Source organism: Aquabacterium humicola, assembly GCF_030167915.1.
In the GTDB taxonomy this organism is placed as follows: domain Bacteria; phylum Pseudomonadota; class Gammaproteobacteria; order Burkholderiales; family Burkholderiaceae_C; genus Pseudaquabacterium; species Pseudaquabacterium humicola.
Genome location: NZ_JARGNB010000001.1, coordinates 1,346,880 through 1,369,293, shown reverse-complemented (window position 1 = coordinate 1,369,293; position 22,414 = coordinate 1,346,880). Strand labels below are relative to the sequence as shown.

The window sequence follows — 22,414 nt, the reverse complement described above, 5'->3', positions numbered from 1 at the left end:
GGCGCGTTGCCGATGCCCTTCTACGCCTTCCAGTCCGGCATCGTGCTCGGCTACTTCGCGCTGCGCCTGGCGTCCTTCGCCGGCGCGTGGTGGTGCCTGGAAAGCACGCGCGAGCCGCTGCAGCTGGCCGCGATCCTGGCGCTGGCGACCGGCTTCGACCTGCTGATCGGCCCGCTGGCCGCGCCGCTGGGCGACCGCTTCGGCGGCCGCGTCGTGCAGGTCACCTTCCTGCTGCAGATCGCCTGCATCGCGCTGCTGGCGGTGGTGGCGCGCGGGCCCTTCGATGCGGTGCTGCTCGCCGCGCTGCTGATCCCCGCGCAGTTCCTCGACGCGGCGCGGGACCCCGTGGCCGACGCCGCGCTGCCGCGGCTGGTCGGCGACGCCAGCCTCACCGACGGCGTGCGCATCCGCCGTGCGCTGGGCACCGCCTCGCGCATCCTCGGCCCGGCCGTCGGCGGCGGACTCACCGCCTGGCTGGGCGCGAGCGCCACCTGCATGCTCGCGGTGGCGGCGCTGATCGCCGGTGCGCTGCTGTGCGCCGGTGCGACCCTGCCGCAGGCCTCGGCGACGTCGCCCGCCGGCACGCTGTCGTTCGGCGCGTGGTGGCGCGACACGCTCGACGGCCTGCGCAGCCTGTGCCGCATCCGCACCGAGCTGGCCGTCGCGATCGGGTCGGCTTTCCTGACCGCGGCGGTCGCGTGCTTCGTCGCCATCGTCGTGCCGCAGCTCGCGCTGCTGGGGCAGGGCGCCTGGGTCGCCGGTGTCGTCGACGCGGCGCTCGGCGTCGGCGTCGCGGTCGCCGCGCTGTTCGCGGTCAAGCCGCTCAATGCCCGCTTCGGCGCCTGGCGCACCGTGCTTGCCGGCCTGGTGATGCTGCCCGCCGCGTTCGCGCTGATGGCGCTGGCGCCGCTGCAGGTGGCGCTGCTGGTGCCGGCCACCGCGGCCATCGGCTTCGCGCTGGTGCTGGTCGGCACCAACCTGTCGGCGCTGCGCCTGGGCGCCACGCCGGAGGCCTGGCGCACGCGCATCGTCGCCAACGCCGCTTTCGTCTCGTCGCTGCTGGTGCCGGCGGGCAACGTCGGCGCCGGCTGGCTGGCGCAGCGCAGCGAACCGGCGTGGCTGCTGGCCGGCTTCGCCGGCCTGTCGCTGGTGCCCTTGCTCGCAATTCCTGCCGCGCCGCACCTGCGTGCGCTGCTGATGGCCGGCGAAGCGGGCCAGCGCGCCGCCTACCTCGGTCTCTTCCCTGCGGCCTTCCGCCCCGGCCGTCCCTGAGTGCGCCTGATCGAACCCCGAAGGAGCCCACCGTGCAGTCCCCCGACACCCGTCTCCTGATCCTCGCCGGCAGTCCGCGGCCGGCTTCCGAATCGCTGCGCATCGCGCAGGTGATGCAGCGCTTCGTCGACGAGCAGCCCGGCGCGATGTCGCAGCTGCTGGACATCGCCCAGCTCGACCTGCCGAAGTGGGAGGACGACGCGGCCGAGCACGAGACGCAGGCGCTGGGCGCGCTGCGCGAAGCCGCCGAATGGGCCGACGCGCTGGTCATCGTGGTGCCCGAGTGGGGCGGCATGGCGCCGCCGGCGCTGAAGGCCGCGCTGCTCGCGCTGACCAACGGCGAGGTCGCGCACAAGCCGGTGCTGCTGATCGCGGTGTCGGCCGGCATCGGCGGCTCGTACCCGATCGCCGAGCTGCGCGCGTCGTGCACGAAGAACGCGCACCTCGTCTTCATTCCCGACCACCTGATCGTGCGCAACGTGGAACAGCAGTTCCCGGCGTTTCCCGGCGACAAGACCGCCGACCACCAGCGGCTCGAGCTGCGCGTGAAGACCTCGCTCGGCCAGTTGATCACCTATGCGCGCGCGCTGGCCCCGGTGCGGCCGACGCTCGCGCGCGCCCTGAAGGCCTACCCCTATGGTCATTGACCTGCCCTCTCCGGTCCGCGCCGCGCCGGCCATCAAGGCCAGCGCCGAGATCCCGCTCGCCGGCGGCGCCCACGGCCGCTTCTACAGCTTCGACCTGCACGGCGCGCAGGCCGCGCACGGCCACGGCCACGGCAACGGCCCGGCGCCGGACCATGTCGCGGTGCGCTTTCCGGGCCCGTCGGTCGAGCCCGGCGGCGTGCCGCTGGTGCGCATCCACTCCGAATGCCTGACCGGCGACGTCTTCGCGTCGCTGCGCTGCGACTGCGGGCCGCAGCTGCAGGAAAGCGTCGCGATGTTCGGCGAGCAGGGCGGCTACCTGCTGTACCTGCGCCAGGAAGGCCGCGGCATCGGCCTGGTGGCCAAGCTGCGCGCCTACCAGCTGCAGAGCGAGCAGGGCCTGGACACCTTCGAGGCCAACCGGGCGCTCGGCTACCGCGACGACCACCGCGACTACGGCATCGCCGCGCAGATGCTGCAGGCGCTGCAGGTCGAGCGCGTGCGCCTGTTGACCAACAACCCCGACAAGGCCGCGGGGCTGGAGCGCCACGGCATCGAGGTCGACGCCGTGCTGCCGACCCGCCGCCACGAGAACCCGCACAACCACCGCTACCTGCATGCCAAGCGCAAGCAGGGCCATCGCCTGTAAGGAGCGTCCATGAAGACCATCGACACGGCTGCCGCCGGCAGCCTGGAGCACGCTGCCGCAGGCAGCCTGGCCCACTTCGGCCCCATCGCCGGCATCGCCTGCAGCGCGACGCACATCGCCACCGCCGGCTACGACAACCGCGTGATCCTGTGGGACCGCGCGACGCGCCAGGCCGTCGCGATGGGCCTGCACGACCACCTCGTCAACAGCGTCGCCTTCTCGCCCGACGGCCAGCGCCTGGTCAGCGCCAGCAGCGACCACACCGCGCGCATCTGGTCGGTGCCGGCGATGCAGCTGACGGCCGTGATGAGCGGCCATGCCGACGACGTCGACACCGCCGTGTTCTCGCCCGATGGCAAGCGGATCGCCACCTCGTCGCACGACCACACCGTGCGCACCTGGGACGCGATGACCGGCCAGCCGCTGGCGATGATGCTCGGCCACCACGGCGACGTGCTGGCCCTGGCGTGGGACGACGCAGGCCGATCGCTCGTCTCCAGCAGCGACGACGGCACCGTGCGCCGCTGGTGCCCCGACAGCGCGGTCGAGATCGAGCGTGTGCAGCTCGGCGGCGCGCAGAGCGATGCGCTGGCGGTGATGGGCGATGGGCGCCTCGTCTGCGGCGACGACACCGGCACGATCTACCTCGTCGGCGAGAAGGGCGTGCTGCAACGCCAGTGCGCGCACGCCGCCGGCATCAAGTTCCTGAAGGCCGATGCCGAACGCCAGCGGGTGCTGTGCCTGAGCTACGACGGCAGCTTCTCGGTCTGGCAGATCGAGCACGGCCAGCGCCTGGCCGAAGTCGCGCGCATCTGTATTCCCGGCATCGTCTGGCCGCGCAGCTGCGCGCTGGCCGGCGAGCACGAGGCGGTCTTCGGCACCTTCGGCTCGACCTACGCCAGCGTCGACCTGGTCTCGGGCCAGTGGCAGCTCGACCCGATCCGCCGCGACCGCAGCCTCAATGCGGTCTGCGCCGCGGCCGGCAGCATCTGGGACATCGGCGATGCCGGCGTGCTGCGCCGCGACGGCATCGCGGTCGCCGATCTCGGCAGCCTGTGCAACTTCCTCGTTCCGGGCTTCGACACGCTGTATGCCGGCGGCCAGACCGGCATGCTGTTCGACGCGCGCAGCGCACGGCCGCTGCACCGCCACGCGTCGCCGCTGAACTGCGCGGCCGCCTACCGGCAGGACGGCGAAGCGCGGCTGGTCGTCGGCACCTACACCGGCGAGCTGCTGTACTTCGCGCAGCGGGAAGGCATGCTGGTACTGATCGACAACGTCCGCACGCACGAGAACGCCATCAAGGGGGTCGCCGTGGCGCACGGTCGTGTCTTCTCCTGCTGCGCCGACGGCGCGGTCGCCCTGAGCGACGCGGCCGACGGCCGCCTGCAGCAGCGCGTGCCGGCCGGCCACAGCGCCATCGCGAACGGCTGCGTCGCCACCGCCGACGGCTTCGCCAGCGTCGGCCGCGACTTCAAGCTGCGGCTGTGGCGGCGCGACCTGCAGCAGCGCTGCCTGAACACGCCGCACCGGCATTCGATCCGCTGCATCGCGGTGTCGACCTCCGGCCGCACCCTCGCCACCGCCGGCTACCGCGGCCTGGTGGCGCTCTACGACCGCATCGAGGACCGATGGCTGCCGACGCTGCGGCCGTCGACCTTCGGGATCTCGAGCATCGTCGCCGATCCGGAGGGCGAGGGGTTCATCGCCAGCTCGTACGACGGCGCGACGCACCGCATCCCGGCGCCGCGCACGGTGCCGATGCCTCGGCCCGCGGAGACGCTGGCGTGATGCGGGGTCCCACGCTCGACCCGCTGGGGCCGATCGCCGAATACCACGCGGCGCTCGGCGGCGGCTGGCTGCGCGCGGGCGACGCGGTGGACATCGCGCTGGCCAACACCGCCGAGCCGCGGGGCGAAGGCGCGCGGGTCTTCGTGCAGCACGATGCCGACGCCGCGCGCACCCGGGCCGCACAGCTGCAGCAGGGCGGGGGGCGCACGCTGCGCACGCCGCTCGACCGCGTGATCGTCAGCGTGAAGGACAACTTCGACATCGCCGGGCAGGTCACGCGCGCCGGTTCGCCGACGCGAGCCGCCGCGGCGCCGGCCACGCGCGACGCGGTGGCCGTCGAACGCCTGCGCAGCGCCGGCGCGATCCTCGTCGGCCGCACGTCGATGTCCGAGTTCGCGTATTCGGTCACCGGCACGCACCCGGCCTGGCAGCCGCCGCGCAACCCCTGGCGTCGTGCCGAAGCGCGCATCCCGGGCGGTTCGACCTCCGGCGGCGCGGTGTCGGTCAGCGACCGCATGGCGCACGTCGCGCTCGGCACCGACACCGGCGGCTCGCTGCGGGTGCCGGCCGCGCTGTGCGGGCTGGTCGGCTTCCGCCCGTCGCTGGGCCGCGTGCCGAGCGCCGGCCTGTTTCCGCTGTCCCCGGCCAGCGACACCATCGGCAGCCTCGCGCATTGCGTCGACGACTGCTGGCGCGTCGACGGCGTGGTCGCCGGCCGGCCGTTGCGCATCCGGCGCGACCGCGCGCCGCGCACGTTCCGCTTCGCGGTGGCCGAGAGCCTGTTCACCGAGCAGCTCGCGGCGCCGGTGGCCGCGGCCTTCGAGCGTGTGCTGATGTTGCTCGGCCGCGCCGGCGCGTCGGTGCAGCGCCTGCCGCTGCCGGTCTTCGGCGAGCTGGCCGCGCTGTGCGCCGACGGCGGCATCACCGCGGCCGAGGCCTGGCGCGCGCACGGGGCCGCCGGCGGTGCGATCCACTGCGTCGATGCGCTGGTGCGCCAGCGCATCCTGCTGGGCGCACGCACCGACGACCAGCGCCTCGCGCAGCTGAAGCGCCAGCGCGCGGCGATCGTGCGCCGCTTCGCGCGCGAGCTGCGCGGCGTCGACGTGCTGCTGGCGCCGACGGTGCCGATCACCGCGCCGACGATCGCCGAGGCCGACGGCGACGGCCCCGAGGCGCAGCGCATCAACCAGCGCTTGCTGCGCAACACGGTCGCGATCACGCTGGTCGGCGGCTGCGCGATCTCGCTGCCCTGCCAGGCCCGCGAGGAGGCCCCGGTGGGCGTGATGCTGGCCGCGCCCGGCGGCCACGATGCGCGGCTGTTCGAAGCGGCGCTCTTCGTCGAATCGCTGTTGCGGTATGCCCAGGTATAGCCCAGGAGTGCCCCCATGACCGTTGCCATGCCCGCGCCCACCGACCTTCCCGCGCCGACCTCGTCAACCGGCCACGGCCACTTCTTCTGGCCGACCCTGCCGGCCGAACTGCCGCTCACCTTGAGTGAAAGTGAACTGCTCGGCCTGCCGGCCTACCACGTGCCGTCGCGTCTCTCGACGCCGCAGCCGGCGCTGATGCGGCGCCTGCTGCGCGGCGACGAGGCCGACTGGCTGGAGCGCCTGGCCGATGCCGATGCGCCGATCGCCGAGCGCTGGCTCGCCGGCCAGCTGCTGGCGCTGGCGGGTGATCCGCGCCTGAAGCCGCTGGCGCCGCCGATGGTGGACGTCGCCGGCGGCGAGTTCACGCTGGGCCTTGCGCCGGAGCGGGTCGACGCGGTGATGGCCTCGCTGGCCGGACTCGGGCTCGACCGCGCCTGGATCGCCAAGGAGTGCCCCGCCTACCGGGCGCACATCGCCGCCTTCCGCATCGGCCGCTATCCCGTCACCAACCACGAGTACCGCGCCTTCCTGCTGGCCACCGGCCACCCGGTGCTGCCCACCAGCTGGGAGCTCGGCCGCTACCCGCTGGAACGCGCGAACCACCCGGTGCACTCGGTCGACGCCGCCAGCGCCGAGGCCTATTGCGCGTGGCTGTCCGGCGCCACCGGCCGGCGCTTCCGGCTGCCGAGCGAAGCCGAGTGGGAGCTCGCCGCCGGCGGCCCGGCGCAGCGCGAGTACCCGTGGGGCGACCATTTCGATCCGGACCGCTGCAATACCGTCGAATGCGGATTGCTGAGCACCTCGCCGGTTGGCATGTTCCCGCGCGGCGCCGCACGCTGCGGTGCGCAGGACCTGTCCGGCAACGTCGAGGAGCTGGTGGCCACTGACTATGCGCCTTATCCCGGCGGCCAGTTCGTCGACGACCACCTGGTGCAGATCAACGGCCGCTACCGCGTCGCGCGCGGCGGCAGCTTCGCGCGCTTCCGCGACCTGGCCCGCTGCAAGCGCCGGCATGGCATCCACCGCACGACCCGCGTCTACGTCGCCGGCTTCCGGCTGGCGGAGGACCCGATGCCCGCCTGAGCGGCGGCACCCCAGAATGCAGCGTTCCCTGAAGGAGAGGCCATGAGTTCTTCCGAGTCCGGTTACCTGCTCGCCGGCCAGGCGTCCGAGCTGCAGCGGCTGCAGCTGCAGTCGCGCGTCTGGGAGCCCGCCGGCCGCAGCCTGCTGGCCGAGCTGCCCGCGCCCGCGGGGGCGAAGGCACTCGAGGTCGGCTGCGGCGTGATGGGCTGGCTGCGCGTGCTGAGCGAATGGGTCGGTGCCGAGGGCCAGGTGCTGGGCACCGATGTCGACGACAAGATGCTCGCCGGCGCGCGCCAATTCGTGCAGGACGAGGCCCTGGCCAACGTGACGCTGGCGCGCGACGACCTCTTCGCCAGCGCGCTGCCCGAAGCGTCGTTCGACCTCGTGCACGCACGCTTCCAGATCGCGCCGCTCGGCCGCGCCGAGGCGCAGCTGGCGGCCTTCCGCCGCTGGCTGCGGCCGGGCGGCTGGCTGGTGCTGGAAGACCCCGACCTGGCGTCGTGGCGCGTGCATCCGGACGCGCCGGCGGCGATGGCGCTGATCGCGCTGATCGAGCAGGGCTTCCGCGCCTCCGGCGGCGACTTCAATGCCGGCCGTGCGCTGCCGACATGGCTGCGCTCGATCGGCCTGCAGCCGCGCGTGCGCGCGCAGGTGCTCGCGCTGGAGCCGGGGCATCCGTACCTGCGGCTGCCGGTGCAGTTCGCGACCGCGCTGAAGCCGCGGCTGCAGGCGCTGCTGCCGGCGGCCGAGCTCGACGCGCTGATCGCGCGCGCCGAGGACGAGATCGCCCGACCCGATGCCTGGGGCACCACCTTCACGCTGATCCAGGTCGCGGCGAGGGTCTGAAGCGCGGGCCAACGCGCGCGGCTGCGGCTATGCTGGCGGGCCTTGTCCGCTCGCCGAGGCCGCCCATGCTCGAAGCCACCTGGCTGCTCTTCATCGTCGCGTCGCTGGTCCTGATCGTCACGCCAGGCCAGGACATGATCCTCGTGATGTCGCGCTCGGTCGCGCAGGGGCCGGGCGCCGGCGTCGCCACGGCGGCCGGCGTCAGCGTCGGCCTGGTCGGCCACACGGTGCTCGCGACGCTCGGCCTCGGCGCGATCCTGCGCACGTCCGAATGGCTGTTCATCGCGCTGAAGCTGATCGGCGCGGCCTACCTGGTCTGGCTCGGCGTGCAATTGCTGCGCAGCCGCGGGCACGAGCTGGTGGCCGCGGCCGGCGCGCCGCGCTCGCTGCTGCGGCTGTTCGCCGACGGTGCGCTGTCGAACGTCTCGAACCCGAAGATCGCCGTCTTCTACTTCGCCTTCCTGCCGCAGTTCGTCGCGCCCGGCGCGGCGCACCCCACCGCCACCGTCTTCGCGCTCGGCCTCGCCTTCGCGGCGCTGACCTTCCTGGTCAAGGGCCCGGTGGGCCTGGCGGCGGGCCTCTTGTCCGGCTGGCTGCGCGCGCGGCCGCGCGTGCTCACCGGGCTGTACCGCACGAGCGGCGCGGTGCTGCTGGGGCTGGGCGTGAAGCTGGCATTCGAGCGGCGCGACTGAACAACGAACCCGGGAGAACCGCCGATGATCACGCTCTACGACAGCGCCTTCAGCCCGTTCGCGCGCAAGGTGCGCCTGGTGCTGGAGCACAAGGGCCTGGCCTTCGAGGCCCTCGATGGCTTGCTGAAGACCAACCACGCCGCGCTGCAGGCGGTCAACGGCCGCATCGAGGTGCCGACGCTGGTCGACGACGGCGTGGTGGTGGTCAACTCGTCGGACATCGTCGCCTACCTCGACCACCGCTACCCGGCGAACCCGGTGCTGCCGGCGTCGCCCGCGGCGCGCGTGCATGCCCGCGCCTGGGAGCGCACGGCCGACAGCTTCATCGACCCGATCCTGATCAACGTCTCGTACTGGAAGTGGGCCGAGCGCGACGACGCGATGCCGGCCGGGTTGCAGGAAGCCGCCTGCGCGGACCTGAAGCCGGTGTACGACGCGCTGGAGCGCGACCTTGCCGCGCGCGACTTCGTCAGCGGCGACGCGCCGTCGATCGCCGACTTCGCGCTGTTCCCGCACCTGGCCAGCGCACGCGCGATGGACGCCGAATGGAGCGCCGACGCGTATCCGCAGCTCAGTGCCTGGTTCCGCCGCCTGCGCGCGCTGCCGGTGTGCCGCGCCGACCTGCAGCGCGCCCGCGACTTCCTGGCCACGGTCGGCGCGCAGGACGTCGAGCGGCGCAGGATCTTCTGGCGCGGCGACCGCATCGAATGGATGCTGGCACGTGGTTTCCACGACTGGTTCTTCAACGAGATCCGTGAGGATCGGGTGCTGTGGCCGGGGCCGTCGATTCCGGCGCCGATGGCGTCCACCGGCTCCACCCCATGACCCGACCGTCCGCCGCGGCGATCGCCGCCGAAGCGCTCGCCGCCCGCGACGGCGAGCGCCAGATCGCGCCGTTCTCGTCGCGCGGCGACGGCCTGGACCTCGCCACCGCCTACGACGCCGCGGCACAGGTGCGCGCCACCCGCCTCGCGCGCGGCGAACTGCCGGTCGGCCGCAAGATCGGCTTCACCAACCGCACGATCTGGGACGAGTACGGCGTTTACGCGCCGATCTGGGGCACGATGTACGCGTCCACCGTGCACGAGCTCGCCACGCTCGGTGGCCGCTTCGCACTGGAGGGCCTGGCCGAGCCGCGCATCGAGCCGGAGATCGTCTTCGGCCTGGCCCGCGCGCCGGAACCGGGCATGGACGCTGCGGCCGTGCTCGGCTGCATCGACTGGATCGCGCACGGCTTCGAGATCGTGCAGTCGATCTTTCCGGCGTGGAAATTCGCCGCGGCGGACACGGTGGCCGCCTTCGGCCTGCACGGCGCGCTGCTGCTGGGGCCGCGCCGCTCGGTGATCGACGCCGATCGGGCAGGCTGGCTGGCGAGCCTGTCGTCGTTCCAGATCGACCTGCTGCGCAACGGCCAGCCGGCCGACCACGGCCATGCGGCCAACGTGCTCGACGGTCCGCTCTTCGCGCTGCGCCACCTGGTCGAGGTGCTCGCAGCCGACCCGGCGCAGCCGCCGCTCGAAGCCGGGGAGATGGTCACCACCGGCACGCTGACCCGTGCGCTGCCGATCGCGCCGGGCGAGCGCTGGTCGACCGCGCTGCACGGCGTGGCGATCGACGGGATCGAGGTGGTGTTCGCGTGAAGCCGAGCGGCCTCGCGCGGGCGGGCTGGCTGGCGCTCATCGGGCTGCTGCCGGGCTGTGTCGGGCTGATGGTGTCCTCGGCTGATTACGAGCAGATCGACATCAATCTCGAGAGCAAGGCGGATGTGGAGCGCAGCCTCGGTCCGCCGGCGCGGCGCGAGCAGCAGGGTGGCAACGAGACCTGGTTCTACAGCTTCCAGCATGCGGGCCTGGCCGGGTCGCCCGTGCGCTCGACGATGTCCGGCGTCGCGCTCGGCCTGCCGGTTGGGTCGCGCTCGCGCTACGACGATAACGTGCGCATCGAGTTCGAGGGTGAGCAGTTGCGCTCCGTGCATGAGCGATACGAGCGCACGTCGACGACCGGCTGCGGACTCGTCGGCCATGGCGGCCGTGTGGTCTGCTCGTCCGACGCGGATCGGCGACCTCATCGCGTACCGGCCGACGCGTCGGCACTCAGGGTTTCGCTGACCGAGCTGCCGGCAGGCTGCGCGCCGGACGCAGCCACCGCGGTGGGTGCCGCCTGCCTGGCGCGGGCGTTCGTGCTGAGCCGCAGAACGCTGCAGGGCGATGCGACCGTGCAGGTGCTCGACCGCGAGCATGAGCACTGGGTCGTCGCGGCGTCACCGACGGCCGCTCAGTCGATCGGTTACGACGAGATCCGCGTGTCGAAACGGCGCGGCGTGGTTGCCGCGCGGCGCCTGCTCGATCGCTGAGGCGCGTCGTCTACTTCCACAGCTCCGGATCGATCTGCCTGAATGGGGCTGTAGCGCGTTCGAACTCGTCCGCTTCCTGACGGGTCCAGCGCCCCAGCAGCGCCCGCACCTTCGCCACCAGCTCCGCCCCCGAAAACGGCTTCTCCAGCGCCTGGCAGCCGGTCTCGGCGAGCAGGCGGCTGGCGTCCAGGCTCAGCGTGTCGCCGGTGACGAACAGCATGCGCTCGGCCAGCGCGGGCTGGTGCGCCTTCACCGCGCGCCACAGCGCGGCGCCGTCGGTGTCGGGCATGCGCAGGTCGCTGACGATGGCGTCGAAGCGGCCGAGCTGCAGCATCTCGATCGCCACTTCGCCGGACTCGGCGGTGGTGACGTCGAAGCCGGCGGATTCGAGCATCGCGCGCATCACGTCGGCGAGCTCGGGCTCGTCGTCGACCACCAGCACGCGCGCGCCGTCGGGCGCTTCGGCCGCGGGCTGCGGCAGCGGCGCGGCCGTGCGCGGCGGGATCGTCGCCTCGAGCGGCAGCCAGAACAGGAAGGACGCGCCTTGCGCGCTCGGCTCCAGCTCGAGGTCGCCGCCGTGCTCGTGCGCGATCGCGCGCGACACCGCCAGGCCCATGCCGGTGCCCATGCCTTCGCCCTTGGTGGTGAAGAAGGGCATGAAGATGCGCTCGGCCACCTCGGGGGGCACGCCGGGGCCGGTGTCGGCGACGCGCAGCCAGATGCGGCGGCCGGCCTCGCCCGACCCAGCGTCGTGGCCGGTCTCGATGCGCAGCCGGCGTGCGCCGTCGGCGCTGCCGGACATCGCCTGCTGCGCATTGACGAACAGGTTCAGCACCACCTGGCCGAGCTGGTCGCCGTCGCCCCACACCGCGGGCAGGTCCGGCGCCAGCGTCAGCTCGACGCGGATCGCATGCGTGCGCAGCACATAGCCCAGCATCTCGGCGGCGCCCTGCACCACGTCGTTGAGCTGCACCTCGCCGCGCGGGGCGCTGCGCTGGCGCGCCATGTTCAGGAAGGTGCGCACGATGCGGCTGCAGCGCAGCGCGGCCTCGCGCACGCGCTGGGCCTCGACCTGCAGCGGGCCGCCCTGCGGCAGCTGCGCGCACATCTCCTCCAGCAGCGACGCGCGCCCCATCACCACCGCCAGCGGGTTGTTCAGCTCGTGCGCGACGCCGGCCAGCAGGCTGCCCATCGTCGTCAGCTTCTCGCTCTGGCGCAGCTCGTTGCGCTGGCGCTCGATGGTCTCGGCGCTGCGGTGCTGCTCGGTGACGTCGCGCACGCTGGCGGTGTAGTGCACGACACCGTCGACCTCCGCGCGCCACAGCACCGCCTCGACCGGGAACTCGCTGCCGTCGGCGCGCCGCCCGCGCAGCGGCCAGCGCCGCCCGTACAGCGCCTCGGCGGCGTCGCCGCCGTGCTGCAGCTGCGCCAGCAGCGCGCGGCCGCGCGGCCGGTCGCCTTCGGGCAGCAGCAGCTCGCCGGACTGGCCGACGACATGCGCGCGGGGCTGGCCGAACATCGCTTCGGCCGCCGGGTTGAATTCGACGATGCGGCCGTTCGCATCGGCGGTGACGATGGCTTCCATCGCGTGGTCGACCACCGCGGCCTTCAGCGCGTTGGCCGCGCGCAGCCGGCGCTTCAGGCGCTGGCGCCACCACAGCGCGAGGCCGCCGAACAGCAGCACGCTCGCGGCGAGCAGCGCGATCAGCAGCCCGCGGCGCGCTTCCGATTCGGCCTCGCGCGCGCGCAGCAGCGAGTTCTCGTACTCCTTGCGCTCGAGGTCGAAGCGCGTGCGCAGCTCGGTCACCGCGGCGTTGTTGCTGGCGGTGATCATCGCCTTCTCGGCCTCGCGCAGCCGGCCCAGCGCGCGGAAGGCGCTCTCGTAGTCGCCATGGCGCGCGGCGACGGCCGCGTCGATCTCGTGGTAGCGCGCGGCCCAGCGCGGCGAGCTCAGCGCGGCCAGGATCTTGCGGGCCGCGTCCAGCGCCTCGGCGCTCGCGGCGCGCTGGCCCTGGCGCGACAGCGCATCGGCGCGCGCCACCGCCAGCCGGAAACGCAAGGACGCTGGCAAGGGTGCCGGCAGCGCCGCGCCGGTGCGCGGCTGGCTGGCGCGGGCCAGCGCGGCCAGTGCGGCGTCGGGGCGGCCGGCCTTCAGCTCGGCCTCGACCAGCAGCGCCAGCAGGAAGTTCTGGATGTCGCCGTAGTCCAGCCGCTCGGCCATCGCCAGCGCGCGCTCGACGAGGCTGCGCGCCTCGTCCACCTCGGCGGGGCCGCCCTGGCCCATCAGCACCCCGGCCAGGTTGTGCCACATGCGCACGGCGTAGGTGCGGTAGACCTCGGGGTCGATCAGCTCCAGCGCGGCGCGGTAGCGCCCGATCGCCTCGTTGGCCTTGCTCGGCGACAGGCGGTCGACGTGGCTCAGCACGCCGGCGACACCGTTGAGCGCGCGCGACATCGCGTAGCGGTCGCCCTGCGCCTGGGCGATCGAGTAGGCGCGGTTCAGGTGGGCCATCGCGTCGCTGCTGCGGCCCTGCGCCTCGTACCAGCGCGCATGCTGGATCAGCGCGCGTGCGAGGTGGAAGGGCTGCTGCCGCTGCTCGGCCATCGTCACCGCGCGCGCGAAGCGCGTGTCGGTGTTCGCGCCTTCGCCGAGCACGTGCGAGATCATCGCGTCGCCCAGCAGCAGCTCGGAATGCGCGTCGTTGTCCTGCAGCTGCTCGGCCAGCGCCAGCGCCTCGTTGATGAGCGCGCGCGTGCCGGTGGTCTCGTCAATGTCGGCGCGCACCTTCACCAGCCGGCGCAGCGCCAGCAGCGTCGCGCGCTGGTCCTGCTTCGCACGCGCGGCGGCGAGCGCGGCCTGCGCCTCGGTGGCCGTGGCGCGCGGGTCGTGCGAGACGGCGCGTTCGATCTCGTCGGCGATGCCGGCATGGGCGGCGGCCGCGCCCAGCAGCAGCAGCGCGGCGGCGAACAGCACCAGGCCCAGCCGCCGCAGGCGGTGGTGCCCCTCGATGAACAGCGAACCCAGTTGCGGTGGAAAGCTCACGTGCCGGGGCGCCCCGTCGAAGCCGTCGATGCTTTCGACGGCGGGTTTCAGCGCCGCTTCAACGGCACGCGGCGGATTGTCGCAAGTGTTTCAGGCGCATCCGGCCGCGCGGGTCACTCGATGACCTCGCCGATCCACACGCGGTCGAATTGCGCACCGGCCTCGCGCTGGATGCGGCGCATCGTCTCGGCATCCGCGGCCTCGTACTCGCAGACCATGCGCTTGCGGTCGCTGGACAGCAGGCTGCGCTTCCAGGTCGCCTGGTAGGCGGCCAGGCACGGGCGCTCCTGGTCGGCGACGCGCCTCATGTCCTCGTCGGACTGGGGGGTGTCGAAGCTGCGTTCGACGACGATTCGGGGCATGGTGGTCTCCTGCGGGTGGTGCGCGCCGGCGGTGCGGCGACGGCGGTCGAAGCGGAAGCGGCCGCGGCCCGTGCACGGTCGAGCGCGGCGGCGGCACGGGCGGTCGGGGCCTCGTCCTGCGGCAGCTGCGCGCGCCACGCGGCAGCCTGTGCCGCGTCGCCGCTGGCGGCCGCCAGCGTGGCGAGCGCGACGGCCACCTCGGTCGGCCGGCGCACCGCCTGCGCGGCGGCCAGCGCTTCCGCGGCCCGGGCGGCGGCCTGTTCGCGGCGGCCGCCGGCCAGGTCGAGCAGGGCCGCTTCATTCAGCGCATAGGCCAGGTGGGCCTTGTCGTCGAGCGTGCGCAGCGCGCACAGCGCATCGTCCAGCGACGGCGCGGCCGCGGCGTCGCCGCGCTGCAGCCGTGCCAGCGCGGCCAGCGCCTGCGCGAACGGTGCGTCGGTTTCGCCCATGCGCGCGGCGGCGGCGATGATCTGCCCGACGCGGGCCAGCACGGCGTCCTGCGCGCCGGACTCGAGCTCGATCGTCGCCAGCCACACCAGGCACTCGACTTCGCGCCAGTGGATGCCGGTCAGCCGCGCCAGCTCGACCGCGCGCTCCAGCGACGAGCGCGCGTCATCCAGCGCCCCCTGCGCGCGGTGCTCCAGCCCGCGGCCCCAGTGCAGCTCCATCAGCGTCAGGTCGAGCTCGTCGGCCAGCTGGCCGGCTTCGGCCAGCAGCGCGCGGCCGCGCACCGGGTCGGCCTCGATGTCGAGCAGGCAGCGGCCGCTGTTGGCGAGCTGGCGGCACCGGGTCTCGGCATCGGCGCGGCGGGCGCGCTGCTGCGCGGCGAGGCTGGCCTGCTGCGCATGCGCCGGGTCGCTGGCCTGCTGGCGCCAGAAGGCCAGGATCTCCCAGCCGGCGGCCGCCTGGGCATGCAGCCCGAGGGCCTCGGCCGCGGCGATGGCCGATTCGATGCGCGCCGCCAGCGCGGGCAGCCGGCGCCCGCCCGGACCGGCCGCGGCGGCCACGCGCAGGCGCAGCAGCGCGATCTCGAGCTCGACGCGCTCCGGCCCCGGCAGCAGCTCGTCGATGCAGGCGAGACCGCGTTCGGCGACCGTGCCGGCAGGCCCGTTGGCGAAGACACGCAGGCAGTGTTCGCCCGCGGCAATGCTGGCCCGCGCCGCGCCGAGCGCATCGCGCGCCTGCAGCGCATGGCGCACGACTTCGCCGTGCAGCGACGGGTCGCGCTCGGCCGCGGCCGCGAGCACCTGCGCGCACTGGCGGTGCATCGACTGCCGGCGCGGCTGCGACAGCCCGCGCATCACCTGCTGGCGCACGATGTCGTGCACGAAATGGAAGCGCTCGTCGCCGCTGTCGGCCAGCAGGCCGCGTTGCGCCAGCCGGTCCAGCCGCGACAGCAGCTCGGCCACCGGCAGGCCGGCGGCCGCGGCCAGCAGGTCGGGGCGCAGCTCGCCGCCCATCGCGGCGGCCCAGCCCAGCAGCTCGCGCGAGGGCGCGTCCAGCGCCTGCAGGCGTTCGTCGACCAGCGCATCGATGCCGGTGTCGCGGGCATCACGACCCCGGCGGGCCGCCCGCGCCAGCTCCAGCAGGTACAGCGGGTTGCCGCCGGCCAGCTGCAGGGCCTCGCCGGCCTCCAGCGGTGCGGCCTCGATCAGCAAACGCGCCTCGGCGTCGGCCAGCGGGGCCAGCGGCAGCCGGCGCAGCGCCCGGCTGCGCGCCAGCGACTGCACGAGGCCCTTGCACCACGGGTTGTCCTCCAGCTCGCCGGGGCGGGCGGCGGCGGCCAGCAGCACCGGCGTCGCGGCGGCGCGCTCGTCCTGCAGCGAGCGCGCGACGTAGTGCAGCAGCGCCGCCGAGCCTTCGTCGATCCACTGCAGGTCGTCGAACAGCAGGGCCAGCGGCTTCAGCCGTGCGAGCTGCGCGACCAGCGCCGCGGCGGCCCCGAACAGCTGTTCGCGGTTGCCGTCGATCGCGGCGCGGCCGGCCAGCAGCGGCGCGGCCTGCTCGACCGTGGCGGCGTCGAGACCGGCCGTCGGCAGGCTGCGCAGCGCGTCCAGCCACAGGCCGTAGGGCCGCGCCATCTCGGCCTCGAAGCAGCGGCCACGGATCACGCGGCGGCCGGCGGCGAGCGCGGCATCGGCCAGCTGATCGAGCAGGCGGGTCTTGCCGAGGCCGGGTTCGCCGGTGATCAGCAGCAGCGGGCCGGGACGGGGGTCGGCGAGCGCCTCGGCGATCAGCCGGCACTCGTCGGCGCGGCCGATCAGCGCGGCGCGCGGCGGGGCGGCGGCGTCGGCGGCGGCGTCCGCCGCAGCGGCCGCGGCGGCTTCGGCGGTGGGGGGGCACGCCTCGACCGCGGCCGGCGCCGCGCCGGTGGCGGCGGCGGGCTCCGCCGGCGGCGGCGCCACGTCGCGCCGGGCCTGCCGCGCGCGGCGGATGGCCTCGTCCAGCGGGCCGTCGGCCGCCAGCGCGCCTTCGCGCCGGAGCAGCGCACGCGCCCACTCGTGCTGGCGTTCGGCGTCGGGATAGCGCCCGTCGGCGGCCAGCAGCGTCACCAGCGCGGCATGCGCGGCTTCGTCCAGCGGCTCGGCGGCGACCATCGCATGAGCGTGCGGCAGCGCGCGCGCCGGCGTGGCCGCCAGGCGCTCGACCAGCGCCTGCAGCACCGCGCGGCGCTGGCGGCCGTGGCGTTCACGCTCGGCCAGGCACCAGTGGTGGAAGCGGTAGCAGGCGGGCAGGTCCAGGCCGTCGAGGAACTCGCCTTTCAGCAGCGTGGCGGCCTGTTCCAGCGCGGCGAGGTCCGCCGCCGCGAGGCCGCCGGCGAACAACGCGTCGATGCGCACGGTGTCGATGTCGCAGTCCCGGGCCTCGAAGCCGACACGTTCGCGATCGGCCACCAGGCGCTGCAGCGGGCCGTGATCGACCAGCGGGCGCAGCTTGGTCAGGCTCCAGCGCAGCGCGCCGCGCGGGTCTTCGGGGCCGTCCCAGAGCAGGTCGCACAGTGCGCTGCGCGACTGCGGCGTGCCGGTGGCCACCAGGTAGCCTAGCAGCGCGCGCGTGCGGCGCGAGGCCGGCAGCGCCAGCGCCACGTCGCCGCGCCGCAGCTGCAGGTCGCCGAGCAGGCGCACCTGGAGCGGCGCATCACCGCGGCCGGCGGGCAGTGCCGCAGCACCGCCGGCGGCGGGCAGTGCCGGAGCACCGCCGGCGGCGGGCAGTGCCGGAGCACCGCCGGCGGCGGTGGGGGGGGCGTCCTGCGGCGGGCTTACCACGCTCGTTCCCATCCTGGTTCCAACGATCGGAGCGGATCGTTCGTCTCCAGGGATCAGGAGCACTTCCCGCCACCGACCCGAGTTGACCACCCAGGAGACCCACCATGCAATCCCGTCTGACCAGCGCCCTCTTCGCCCTCGTCCTGACCAGCGTCGCCGGCACCGCCGTGCAGGCCCAGACCGCACCCGCGGCCCGCAAGGCGGCGATGCCGACGATCGAGGACACCTACCGCGACATCCAGGCCACGCTCGGCCTGGTGCCCGGCTTCTTCCGCGCCTACCCCGAGCAGGGCCTGCCGGGCGCGTGGCTGGACTTCAAGGGCGTGCAGGTGGCCGAGAACACCCGCATCGACCCGAAGATGAAGCAGCTGATCGGCCTGGCCGTCTCGGCCCAGGTGCCCTGCGGCTACTGCGTCTACTTCCACACGCAGGTCGCCAAGGCGTACGGCGCCACGCCGGAGGAGATCAAGGAGGCGGTGGCGCTCGCCGCGATCTCGCGCCACTGGAGCACCGTGCTCAACGGCATGGCCATCGACATGGCGTCGTTCAAGGGCGAAGTCGATGCCTCGCTGCGCATCGCCGCCGAACGCGCCGCGAAGAAGTGAGCCGCGCCTGAAAGCCCTGCCGCCCCTCCCCCGACGAACACCGGAGCCCACCATGACGATCACCACCGCGATGAACACGATGAACACCGAGACCACGCTGCTCGACGGCCGCCGCTTCGACGGCATCGTGCTCGAACGCGGCAAGACCAGCGGCGATGCCGACACGCTGACCTTCGAGGGCGGGCGCTTCCGCTCCTCGGCCTGCGACCGCTACGGCTACGGCGACGGCCCGTACACCACCACCGCCGTCTACCTCGGCGACGTGGTGTTCGAGGCCGAGACGATGAGCCCGAAGCACGGCCGCCTGCGCTGGCACGGCATCGTGCGCAACGGCCGGCTCGACGGCACGCTGACGATGCTGCGCGATGGCGTCGTGCTCGGCGAGAAGTGGGTCATCGCGGGCGAGGTGTGAGATGAAGGTCGCGATCGTCCAGCAGGCCCCGGTGTTCCTCGACCGCGCCGCCACCCTCGACCGCGCCGCCGGCGCGATCGCCGAAGCCGCCCGCGAAGGCGCCGTGCTGGCCGTCTTCCCCGAGGCCTTCGTGCCGGGCTACCCGGCCTGGTTGTGGCGGCTGCGCCCGGGGCCGGACTTGGGGCAAGCCGAACGCCTGCATGCGCGGCTGCTCGACCAGTCGGTGAACCTGGCCGCCGGCCACCTGGCGCCGCTGCAGGCCGCCGCGCGCCAGCACGGCATGACCATCATCTGCGGCCTCAACGAGCGTGACCCCGCGTTCAGCGGCGACACCCTCTACAACACCGTGGTCACCATCGGCCCCGACGGCACGCTGCTGAACCGCCACCGCAAGACCATGCCGACCAACCCCGAGCGCATGTGCTGGGGCTTCGGCGACGCCAGCGGGCTGAAGGCGGTGGACACGCCGGCCGGCCGCGTCGGCGCGCTGATCTGCTGGGAGAACTACATGCCGCTGGCGCGCTGCGCGATGTACGCGCAGGGCGTGCAGGTGTACGTGGCGCCGACCTACGACAGCGGCGAGCGCTGCACCGCGACGATGCAGCACATCGCCCGCGAAGGCGGCTGCTGGGTGCTGGGCGCCGGCTGCGCCTTCCGCGGCCGCGACATCGCGCCGGCGATGCCGGCCGGGCTGTTCGCCGACGACGAGGCCTGGGTGAACCCGGGCGATTCGGTGATCGTCGCGCCGGGCGGCAAGCTGATCGCCGGGCCGCTGCACGAAGCGCACGGGCTGCTGGTCGCCGACATCGACCTGGACCGGGTTGCCACGGCTCGCCGCAGCCTCGATGTGGTCGGACACTATGCGCGGCCGGACCTGTTCCGGCTGCAGGTCAACACCGCGCCGAGCCGGCCGGTGACGTTCACGCCAGCGGAGTGATCACGATGGACCACCAACCCCCCACCTACCACGGCGGCATGCGCGATCTGCAGGACCGCTTCGACACCCGCCGGCTCGCCGACCGGCTGGACGAGCGCCTGGGCCGCGCCGCGTTCACCGACGAGGACCGCGCGTTCATCGAGAGCCGCCCGATGTTCTTCCTGGCCACCGCCGACGCGCAGGGCCATCCGGACTGCTCGTACAAGGGCGGCGTGCCGGGCTTCGTGCGCGTCACGGCCGACGACGAACTGGCCTTCCCGAGCTACGACGGCAACGGCATGTTCCGCAGCCTCGGCAACGTGATGACCAACCCGGGCGTCGGCCTGCTGTTCATCGACTTCGAATCACCCCGCCGGCTGCGCGTCAACGGCCTCGCGTCCTTCGCGGACGACGACCCGCTGCTGCAGACCATGCCCGGCGCGCAGCTGGTGGTGCGTGTGAAGGCGCGGCGCATCTTCCCGAACTGCCCGCGCTACATCCACCCGAGCACCGCGCCGGAGCTGTCGGTGTACGCGCCGCGCGATGGCCACGAGCCGCCGGAGCCGAAGTGGAAGAGCTTCCCGTTCCTGGCGGAGGTGCTGCCGGGCAAGCGCTGAGGCGTCCGTCCTGAGCACCGCCGCTCCAGGCCGCGCAGGCCGGTGAGCGGCCTGCAGCGCTACATTGTTCCGCCTGGGCGACCAGAAGATTCGGGAGGAACGATGACGAACAGGCGCATGCGGCTGGTGGCAGCCGCGTGGACGATGGCACTCGTGGCTGCCTGCGGCGGCGGGGGAGCGGGCGGTGAATCGCCGACGCCACCACCGCCACCACCGCCGGCCCCGGCGCCGGTTCCGGCCCCCACGCCGCTGCCGGCCCAGATCACGATCGACGGCCCCCGCGACGCGCCGTCGCAGGCCAGCCTGTCTTGGCGAGTCAGGGATCTCGCGGCCGCACCGGACCTGCGCTACGAGTGGACCTTCGGCGATGGTGAACGCAGCGACGTGGCGCAGCCCGCGCATGCATGGTCCGCGGACGGCGTCTACGAGCTGCGGGTGACCGTGCGCAACGGCGCCGGCGCGACGATCGCGGCGACGGCGGACGTGTACATCGGACGTCATGCCGCGGTGGCCGGCGCCGAGTGCCGCGGCAGCGCACCCGGCAGCGGCTGGTGCTGGACGCTGCCGCAGCCGCGGCCGCGGCCGATCGCCGAGGGCGTGCTGGCCGGCGACGTCGGCATCCTCGTCGGCGAAGCCGGCGCGCTGTGGGTCAGCGGCGACGGCGGTGCGAACTGGGCACGGCAACCGGCGCCGGTCGACGGCGATCTGCTGCACGTGGTGCTGGGCGAGGGGCGCGACGCCTGGGCGATCGCGCGCTCGGGCCAGGTGCTCTACAGCGACGACGGCGGACGGCAATGGCAGCGTGTCGGTCAGGTGCCCAGCGGCGTGACGGACCTGAGCCACGGCGGTGCCGGCCGCTTGGCGGCTCAGCTGGCTGGCCAGAACGCCCTCGTCAGCGAGGACGGTGGTCGCTCCTGGCGCGACAGCGGCCTGCGCGGTCTGCTCGCGTTCACGCGGGCCGGCACGATGATCGGCTGGCGCCCGGACGGGCGCAGCATCGCTGTGCTGCGCGACACGGGCCGGGGCAGCGCTGCGACGATCCCATGCGACTCGACGGCCGAGTGGCCGCGCATCTGCGAACCGGTGGCCGTCGGTGGTGACGACGCCACCGAACTCGTCGTGATCACGCGCGAGAAGGGCGAGGACGGCGGGCCGCTGCCACCCTGGACCCGTCACTCGAGTCGGGACGGTGGGCGTCAATGGATTGCAGAGACGATGGCGGCGCCGTTCGTGACCTGGGACGTCGCCAGGCTCGGCGCGGATGGCCAAGGGTGGAACCGGGAATTGCGGCACAACGAATATGTCCAGTTGTGGCGCACGGCGGACGGTGGGCGCACCTGGTCGCAGGCAACCGCAAACTGGCCGGCCACCGACCTGGTGGTGTATTGGCCTGCCGTGGACAGCCGCTCCGCCATCGTTCGCGACAGCCGCGGATTCGTGCTGACCACCGACGGCGGCCGGACCTGGCGGGTCATCCCGCGCCTGCGCGACGTCGACGTCTGGCACAGCGCGGGGGGACGACTGCTCGTGAAGGAGCGAACCACCCAGAACGAGGAACCCTTCGAACGCTGGCTGAGCTCGGCCGATGGCGGGAACAACTGGACCGAGCTGCCGCCGACCCGGCTGCCGCCCACGTCGTCGAGTTGGGCCTTCGGACCGTGGTTCATGCCGGATGGCACACGCGGTTTCGCGGTGCGATGGGATCATGATTGGGATGTGACGGAAGATGGCGGCGTGCACTGGACACGCCGGCGAATCGCGGACAACGCCCGCTTCACCGTGCAGCAGGTCACCGCCGACGGGACGGTCTGGGCCATCGTCCCCGGTGCGATGCCCAGCATTGCCCGCTCGCAGGACATGGGCTTGACCTGGGAACGCATCGACCTGGCCCCGGCATCGGGCGGCCGGGAAACCATCATCGACAAGCTGCTCTTCGTCGACGCACGAGACGGGTGGATCCAGATGCGCGACTGCATGTACGGCCTCTGCTCCTCATCCTTGATGAAGACCCAGGATGGCGGGAGAACGCTCTCGTCGCTAGGGTCCTTCCAACAGGTGTTCTACCGGAATGGAGCCACGGGAATCGCCCGGGACTTGGGCGGGCTGTACCGCACGCAGGACCATGGCGCCACCTGGCAGAAGCTGCCGTTCGATGAGCCATACGTCCGCGCCTTCTTCAGCAGTGCGAGCGAGGGTTGGCTGTACGTTCGCAATGGGATGGTCCGGCGCACCAGCGACGGTGGGACGACGTGGCAGCCCGTGGATGCGCAGGGCGGCAACGACCTCTGGTTCGCCGATGCGATGCACGGCTGGATCGTCGGCGACGGCGGCCGCGTGATGGCGACGACCGACGGCGGCCGTACCTGGACGCGGCAGGAATCGGGCACCGAGCGCGACCTGGAGCGCGTGCGCGGCGCCAGTGCGAACCTGGTCTGGCTGATCGGCCGGGACTTCGTGCTGACCACCGCGACGGGCGGTCGAGAGGGACCCTGA

19 protein-coding genes are annotated in these 22,414 nt (G+C 73.5%); 16 read left to right on the top strand and 3 right to left on the bottom strand.

What is annotated here, in order from left to right; genetic code table 11:
* The first annotated feature begins 12 nt into the window (after positions 1–12).
* The 11 genes from P1K89_RS06090 to P1K89_RS06040 all read left to right on the top strand — a co-directional run bounded on the left by P1K89_RS06090 (position 13) and on the right by P1K89_RS06040 (position 10,700).
* On the top strand, positions 13–1,272 hold the full coding sequence (locus tag P1K89_RS06090) for an MFS transporter (RefSeq protein WP_284615487.1): 1,260 nt from the start codon (positions 13–15) through the stop codon (positions 1,270–1,272).
* A gap of 32 nt (positions 1,273–1,304) precedes the next feature.
* Positions 1,305–1,919: an NADPH-dependent FMN reductase gene (locus P1K89_RS06085; protein WP_284615486.1), complete on the top strand. Its 615-nt coding sequence runs from the start codon at positions 1,305–1,307 to the stop codon at positions 1,917–1,919.
* Entirely contained in the window at positions 1,909–2,565 is a 657-nt protein-coding gene (ribA, locus tag P1K89_RS06080; protein WP_284615485.1) for a GTP cyclohydrolase II RibA, read from the top strand. The genes P1K89_RS06085 and ribA overlap by 11 nt, the downstream gene beginning before the upstream one ends.
* 9 nt (positions 2,566–2,574) lie before the next feature.
* Complete coding sequence (locus tag P1K89_RS06075; RefSeq protein WP_284615484.1) at positions 2,575–4,356, top strand: WD40 repeat domain-containing protein; 1,782 nt, start codon at positions 2,575–2,577, stop codon at positions 4,354–4,356.
* Positions 4,356–5,726 (top strand): amidase family protein, encoded by a 1,371-nt coding sequence (locus P1K89_RS06070; protein WP_284615483.1) that lies wholly within the window; start codon positions 4,356–4,358, stop codon positions 5,724–5,726. Before P1K89_RS06075 ends, P1K89_RS06070 begins: the two co-directional genes overlap by 1 nt.
* 15 nt (positions 5,727–5,741) lie before the next feature.
* Positions 5,742–6,809: a formylglycine-generating enzyme family protein gene (locus P1K89_RS06065; RefSeq protein ID WP_284615482.1), complete on the top strand. Its 1,068-nt coding sequence runs from the start codon at positions 5,742–5,744 to the stop codon at positions 6,807–6,809.
* 42 nt (positions 6,810–6,851) lie between these two features.
* Positions 6,852–7,655 (top strand): class I SAM-dependent methyltransferase, encoded by an 804-nt coding sequence (locus tag P1K89_RS06060; RefSeq protein WP_284615481.1) that lies wholly within the window; start codon positions 6,852–6,854, stop codon positions 7,653–7,655.
* 65 nt (positions 7,656–7,720) lie between these two features.
* The gene (locus P1K89_RS06055; RefSeq protein WP_284615480.1) at positions 7,721–8,347 is read left to right on the top strand and encodes a LysE family translocator; all 627 of its coding nucleotides are present in this window, start codon (positions 7,721–7,723) and stop codon (positions 8,345–8,347) included.
* Positions 8,348–8,371: 24 nt separating this feature from the next.
* On the top strand, positions 8,372–9,172 hold the full coding sequence (locus tag P1K89_RS06050) for a glutathione S-transferase family protein (RefSeq protein WP_284615479.1): 801 nt from the start codon (positions 8,372–8,374) through the stop codon (positions 9,170–9,172).
* The gene (locus tag P1K89_RS06045; protein WP_284615478.1) at positions 9,169–9,987 is read left to right on the top strand and encodes a 2-keto-4-pentenoate hydratase; all 819 of its coding nucleotides are present in this window, start codon (positions 9,169–9,171) and stop codon (positions 9,985–9,987) included. Before P1K89_RS06050 ends, P1K89_RS06045 begins: the two co-directional genes overlap by 4 nt.
* Positions 9,984–10,700, top strand: a complete 717-nt coding sequence (locus P1K89_RS06040) for a hypothetical protein (protein WP_284615477.1) — start codon at positions 9,984–9,986, stop codon at positions 10,698–10,700. Before P1K89_RS06045 ends, P1K89_RS06040 begins: the two co-directional genes overlap by 4 nt.
* A 10-nt stretch (positions 10,701–10,710) precedes the next feature.
* Here the strand turns inward: P1K89_RS06040 and P1K89_RS06035 are convergent, their stop codons facing one another.
* The 3 genes from P1K89_RS06035 to P1K89_RS06025 all read right to left on the bottom strand — a co-directional run bounded on the left by P1K89_RS06035 (position 10,711) and on the right by P1K89_RS06025 (position 17,371).
* On the bottom strand, positions 10,711–13,743 hold the full coding sequence (locus tag P1K89_RS06035; RefSeq protein ID WP_284615476.1) for an ATP-binding protein: 3,033 nt from the start codon (positions 13,741–13,743) through the stop codon (positions 10,711–10,713).
* A 113-nt stretch (positions 13,744–13,856) separates the two neighbouring features.
* Entirely contained in the window at positions 13,857–14,105 is a 249-nt protein-coding gene (locus tag P1K89_RS06030; protein ID WP_284615475.1) for a nickel-binding protein, read from the bottom strand.
* The gene (locus P1K89_RS06025) at positions 14,048–17,371 is read right to left on the bottom strand and encodes an ATP-binding protein (protein WP_284615474.1); all 3,324 of its coding nucleotides are present in this window, start codon (positions 17,369–17,371) and stop codon (positions 14,048–14,050) included. The genes P1K89_RS06030 and P1K89_RS06025 overlap by 58 nt, the downstream gene beginning before the upstream one ends.
* Before the next feature lie 104 nt (positions 17,372–17,475).
* Between P1K89_RS06025 and P1K89_RS06020 the strand changes: the two genes are divergently transcribed.
* The 5 genes from P1K89_RS06020 to P1K89_RS06000 all read left to right on the top strand — a co-directional run bounded on the left by P1K89_RS06020 (position 17,476) and on the right by P1K89_RS06000 (position 22,414).
* Entirely contained in the window at positions 17,476–17,976 is a 501-nt protein-coding gene (locus tag P1K89_RS06020) for a carboxymuconolactone decarboxylase family protein (protein ID WP_284615473.1), read from the top strand.
* Positions 17,977–18,028: 52 nt separating this feature from the next.
* The gene (locus tag P1K89_RS06015) at positions 18,029–18,388 is read left to right on the top strand and encodes a hypothetical protein (RefSeq protein WP_284615472.1); all 360 of its coding nucleotides are present in this window, start codon (positions 18,029–18,031) and stop codon (positions 18,386–18,388) included.
* 1 nt (position 18,389) lies between these two features.
* Positions 18,390–19,325 (top strand): carbon-nitrogen hydrolase family protein, encoded by a 936-nt coding sequence (locus tag P1K89_RS06010; protein ID WP_284615471.1) that lies wholly within the window; start codon positions 18,390–18,392, stop codon positions 19,323–19,325.
* Between the two features lie 5 nt (positions 19,326–19,330).
* Positions 19,331–19,921 carry a pyridoxamine 5'-phosphate oxidase family protein gene (locus tag P1K89_RS06005; protein WP_284615470.1) on the top strand — a complete coding sequence of 197 codons (591 nt, stop codon included), beginning with the start codon at positions 19,331–19,333 and terminating at the stop codon, positions 19,919–19,921.
* Positions 19,922–20,023: 102 nt separating this feature from the next.
* On the top strand, positions 20,024–22,414 hold the full coding sequence (locus P1K89_RS06000) for a PKD domain-containing protein (protein ID WP_284615469.1): 2,391 nt from the start codon (positions 20,024–20,026) through the stop codon (positions 22,412–22,414).